Below are 4,200 nucleotides of genomic sequence, written 5' to 3'. Positions count from 1 at the left end.
GCCCACACCCTGGTCGATGCTGAAGGAGCCGGTCTTCACGATGCCTTCTTCCAGGCTCCAGCCTTCGCTGCGGGTGTACTGGAAATAGAGGTCGGCGTCGTCGGCGCCGTGGGAGGTGATTTCACCGAGCGCGCGGCTCAAATGCGCCTGCGTGAGGCCGAAAGGCGCCAGCAGCAATTTCTGGGCGATCTCCAGCCGCCCCGAGGTCGACTCCACCGTCGGCCGGGCGGACGATGAGGCCGTGGACTTGTTGGGGGCGGAGGCGGTGGTGGAGCGGAGTGAGGTCATGCGGCCATTGTAGGCAGTCTGCCTCCGCGACGGGGTAGCGGGGTTTTGCCCGCAACCGCGGTGAAACGGCCCGAAAAGCCCGCTCAGCCGCCCTTGCTGCCCAGGTGTTGCAGGTGCTTGAACAGCGCGGCGTCGTCCTCCGCCGCCAGCCCAGCCTGGTGGGCCTCGGCGAAAACCCGGCTGGCGCGCTCGCCCAACGGGCCGTCGAAACCGGCCGCGCGGGCCGCCGTGACGGCCAGCCGCGTGTCTTTTTCGAGCAGCGTCACATGGGCGCGCGGCGCGTAGTCGCCGGCAATCGCCCGGCGCATGCGGTCCGAGCCTATCCAGCTCTGGCCGCTGGACTGCTCGATCACGTCCAGGGTTTTCGCCAGATCCAGCCCCAGGCGGCCGGCCAGGGCCAAGGCCTCGGCCGCGCCCACCAGGTTGATGCCCGCCAGCAGGTTGTTGACCAGCTTGGTACGGGCGCCGTCGCCGGGCTTTTCGCTGATGTGGAACACTTTGGCCGACAAGTCCCGCAGCAAGCCGGCCTGCTGTTCCTGCACAGCCTGTTCGCAGGCCAGCATCAGGCTCATGGAGCCGTCGCGCGCCCGGGCCGGCCCGCCCGACATGGGCGCATCCAGCGTGTGCACGCCGCGCTCGGCCAGCCGGGCGGCGAAGGATTCGACGTCTTGCGGCGCGATCGTCGGGCACAGCATCACGGCATGGCCGGGCCGCAGCATGCGGGCCAGGCCTTGCTCGCCAAACAGCACTTCCTCGGTTTGCGCCGCATCGACCACGCAGACGATAAAAGCCCCTGAATCCGCCGCAGCGCGGGCGGGATGGGCAACAGCCGCGGCGCCCAGTTGCGCCATGGCCGCGACCTTGGCTGCGTCAGTGTCGCAGACCCGGACGTCCCAGCCCTTGGCGAGCAGGTTGGCAGCCATGCCGCCACCCATGTTGCCCACCCCGATCACGGTCACGATGCGGGCGTTCAAAGCAGCCGGCCTCTCAGGTCTGCACCAGGCGCTTGGCCTTGGCGATCGACATCAGCATGCCTATGGCCAGGCCCAGCGTGACCATGGCGGTGCCGCCGTAGCTGATGAAGGGCAGCGGTACACCCACCACGGGCAGGATGCCGCTGACCATGCCCATGTTGACGAAGGCGTAGGTGAAAAAAATCATGGTCAGCGCCCCCGCCAGCAGGCGCGCGAACAGGGTCGAGGCCTCCAGTGCGATGGCCAGCCCGCGCAGGATCAGGAAGATGAAGCCGGCGATCAGCAGCAGGTTGCCCAGCAGGCCGAACTCTTCGGAATAGGCGGCGAAGATGAAGTCGGTGGTGCGCTCGGGAATGAATTCCAGGTGCGTCTGCGTGCCGGCCATGAAGCCTTTGCCGGTGATGCCGCCCGAGCCGATGGCGATCATGCCCTGGATGATGTGAAAGCCCTTGCCCAGCGGATCGCGCGATGGGTCCAGCAGGGTGCAGATGCGCTGCTGCTGGTAGTCGTGCAGGATGGGCCAACGCACGCCGTCGGCGCAGATCTGCGGCTCGAACCACACCACCAGAAACACGCCGACCAGGCCCAGCAGCACGGGCGGCAGGATCAGCTTCCAGCTCAGTCCCGCAAAAAAGATTACCGCGAGGCCGGCGGCCAGCACCAGCAGCGCAGTGCCCAGGTCGGGCTGTTTCATGATCAGGCCCACGGGCATGGCCAGCAGCAGCACGGCGGCCACGTAGTCCAGCGGACGCAGCTGGCCCTCGCGCTTCTGGAACCACCAGGCCAGCATCAGCGGCATGGCGATCTTGAGGATTTCGCTGGGCTGGATCACCACGCCCACATTGAGCCAGCGCCTGGCGCCTTTTTTGGTCAGGCCGAAAATCGCGACGGCCACCAGCAGGCTCACACCCGCGATATACAGCGGTACGGCAAAGGCCATCAGGCGCTGCGGCGGCACCTGCGCCACCACGAACATGATGGCCCCGGCGATCAGCATGTTGCGGCCGTGGTCCACAAAGCGGCTGCCGTGGTCGTAGCCCGAGGAATACATGATCAGCAGGCCCGCGCAGGCCAGCAGGAAGACGGCAAACGCCAGCAGGCCGTCAAAACCCTGCAGCAGGGGCAAAGTTCGCTGGTAAAGAGAGGGTTTGTCGAAAACGGCTGACATGCCGGGGATTATCCGCCAGGGCCCGCGGCCCGGGCCCAAAGACCGTGGACTCCCGTCTACCATGGCGGCATGCGCACCACCCACCTGCTCTACCTGCACGGCTTTCGTTCTTCGCCGCAATCCATGAAAGCCCAAAAAATGGCGGCCATCGTAGCGCAGCGCCACCCGGCCGTGCACTGGTACTGCCCGCAATTGCCGCCCTCGCCCGAGGCCGCGCTGTGCGGGGTGATGGACGAAATCGCTCGCTGGCCGCTTGAAGCCGGCTACCAGGGCCTGGCCGTGGTCGGCTCCTCGCTGGGCGGCTTTTATGCCACCGCCGTGGCCGAGCGAACCGGCTGCAAGGCTGTGCTGCTCAACCCGGCCGTGGAGCCGGCGCGCGACCTGGCCCGCTACATCGGCGAGCAGACCGCCTGGCATGACCCCAACGAGCATTTTTTCTTTGAGCCGCGTTTTGTCGACGAACTCAAGGCCCAGCACACCGGGCCGCTCAAGGCACCCGAAAACTACCTGGCCTTTATCGCCAAGGGCGACGAGGTGCTGGACTGGCGCGAAATGGCCGGCCGCTATGCGGGCGCGCACCTGCGCATCCTCGAAGGAGGCGACCATGCGCTGAGCGACTTTGACGCGCATGTGCCGGAAATCCTCGATTTCCTGGCGCTGGCCTGAAAATCTCCCCCAACATGGCCTGATTACACTAACCCCAAGTCATCAAAGACACCAAAGGGATCCCGTTTTGTTTGTATTGTTTGAAGAAGCCGGCAAGTTTCTGGCCGGCCGCATTTTGTCCGAGAGCGATGCCTCGCTGCAGGTGGAGCTCGACTCGGGCAAACGCGTCAAGGTCAAGGGCGTCAACGCCCTGCTGAAATTCGAGAAGCCCGCGCCCGCCGAGCTGATGGCCGCCGGGCAAAAACTGAGCACCGACATCGAGCTCGACCTGGCCTGGGAATTCGCCGGCGAAGGCGAATTCGGCGTCGCCGACCTGGCCCGCGACTATTTCAGCGCCGACGGCAAACCCGCCACGCTGGAGCAGCAGGCCGCCGCGTTGTTCCGCCTTTACGACGCGCCGCATTACTTCCGCCGCGCCGGCAAGGGCCGCTTCAAGAAAGCGCCCGCGGAAATCCTGCAGCAGGCGCTGGCCGCCATCGAGAAGAAAAAGCAGGTGGCGGCACAGATCACCGCATGGGCCGAAGAACTGGGCCGCGGCGAATGCCCGGCGCCGGTGCGCGAGCAGCTCTACAAAATATTGTTCAAGCCCGACAAGAACAGCCCCGAGTACAAGGCCGTGGTCGAGGCCTCGCGCGCCACGCATACCGCGCCGCTGGATTTGCTGCAAAAGGCCGGCGCCATCGCCTCGCCCTACCAGTTCCACTGGAAGCGCTTCCTGTTCGAGAACTTCCCCAAGGGCACGGGCTTCCCGGCGCTGCAGGCGCCCGAGGTCAAGGACGAACTGCCGCTGGCCGACGTGAAGGCGTTTTCCATCGACGACTCGGCCACCACCGAAATCGACGATGCGCTGTCGGTGCAGGGCCTGGGCAGCGGCACCGTCACGCTGGGCATACACATCGCCGCGCCCGGCCTGACCGTGCTGCCCGGCAGCCCGATTGACACCGTGGGCCGCGCGCGGCTGTCCACCGTTTACATGCCGGGCTACAAGCTGACCATGCTGCCCGACGAAATCGTCAAAAGCTACACGCTGCAGGAAGGCCGCAATTGCCCATCGCTGTCGCTGTACCTCACGATTGACGAGGCGACGCTGGAAATCAAGGAAAG

Annotated in this window: 5 protein-coding genes; 2 read left to right on the top strand and 3 right to left on the bottom strand. The window is 66.0% G+C overall.

Annotated elements, in window-relative coordinates; translation table 11 throughout:
- From AC1D0P_RS22715 to rodA, 3 genes are all read right to left on the bottom strand, one after another.
- The coding region (locus tag AC1D0P_RS22715) for a PmbA/TldA family metallopeptidase (protein WP_477678817.1) at positions 1-288 on the bottom strand (288 nt) is incomplete at its 3' end.
- 83 nt (positions 289-371) lie between these two features.
- Positions 372-1,262 (bottom strand): NAD(P)-dependent oxidoreductase, encoded by an 891-nt coding sequence (locus AC1D0P_RS22710; protein WP_477678816.1) that lies wholly within the window; start codon positions 1,260-1,262, stop codon positions 372-374.
- Positions 1,263-1,275: 13 nt separating this feature from the next.
- Positions 1,276-2,430, bottom strand: a complete 1,155-nt coding sequence (gene rodA / locus AC1D0P_RS22705; protein WP_477678815.1) for a rod shape-determining protein RodA — start codon at positions 2,428-2,430, stop codon at positions 1,276-1,278.
- A gap of 69 nt (positions 2,431-2,499) precedes the next feature.
- On the opposite strand from rodA, the gene AC1D0P_RS22700 reads away from it, so the two are divergent.
- Both AC1D0P_RS22700 and AC1D0P_RS22695 read left to right on the top strand, forming a co-directional pair.
- On the top strand, positions 2,500-3,096 hold the full coding sequence (locus tag AC1D0P_RS22700) for a YqiA/YcfP family alpha/beta fold hydrolase (RefSeq protein ID WP_477678814.1): 597 nt from the start codon (positions 2,500-2,502) through the stop codon (positions 3,094-3,096).
- A gap of 67 nt (positions 3,097-3,163) precedes the next feature.
- Positions 3,164-4,200: ribonuclease catalytic domain-containing protein (locus AC1D0P_RS22695; RefSeq protein WP_477678813.1), on the top strand; the 1,037-nt coding region annotated here is incomplete at its 3' end.

It is taken from the genome of Polaromonas sp. P1_G2, from assembly GCF_056405515.1.
Note: the sequence above shows the minus strand (reverse complement) of the source record. Positions and strands in the feature narration are given on the sequence as shown.

What these genes read in the sequence shown, in the direction of transcription:
- rodA (WP_477678815.1), bottom strand. Translation starts at nt 2,430, where the DNA reads ATGTCAGCCGTTTTCGACAAACCCTCTCTTTACCAGCGAACTTTGCCC.
- AC1D0P_RS22700 (WP_477678814.1), top strand. Translation starts at nt 2,500, where the DNA reads ATGCGCACCACCCACCTGCTCTACCTGCACGGCTTTCGTTCTTCGCCG.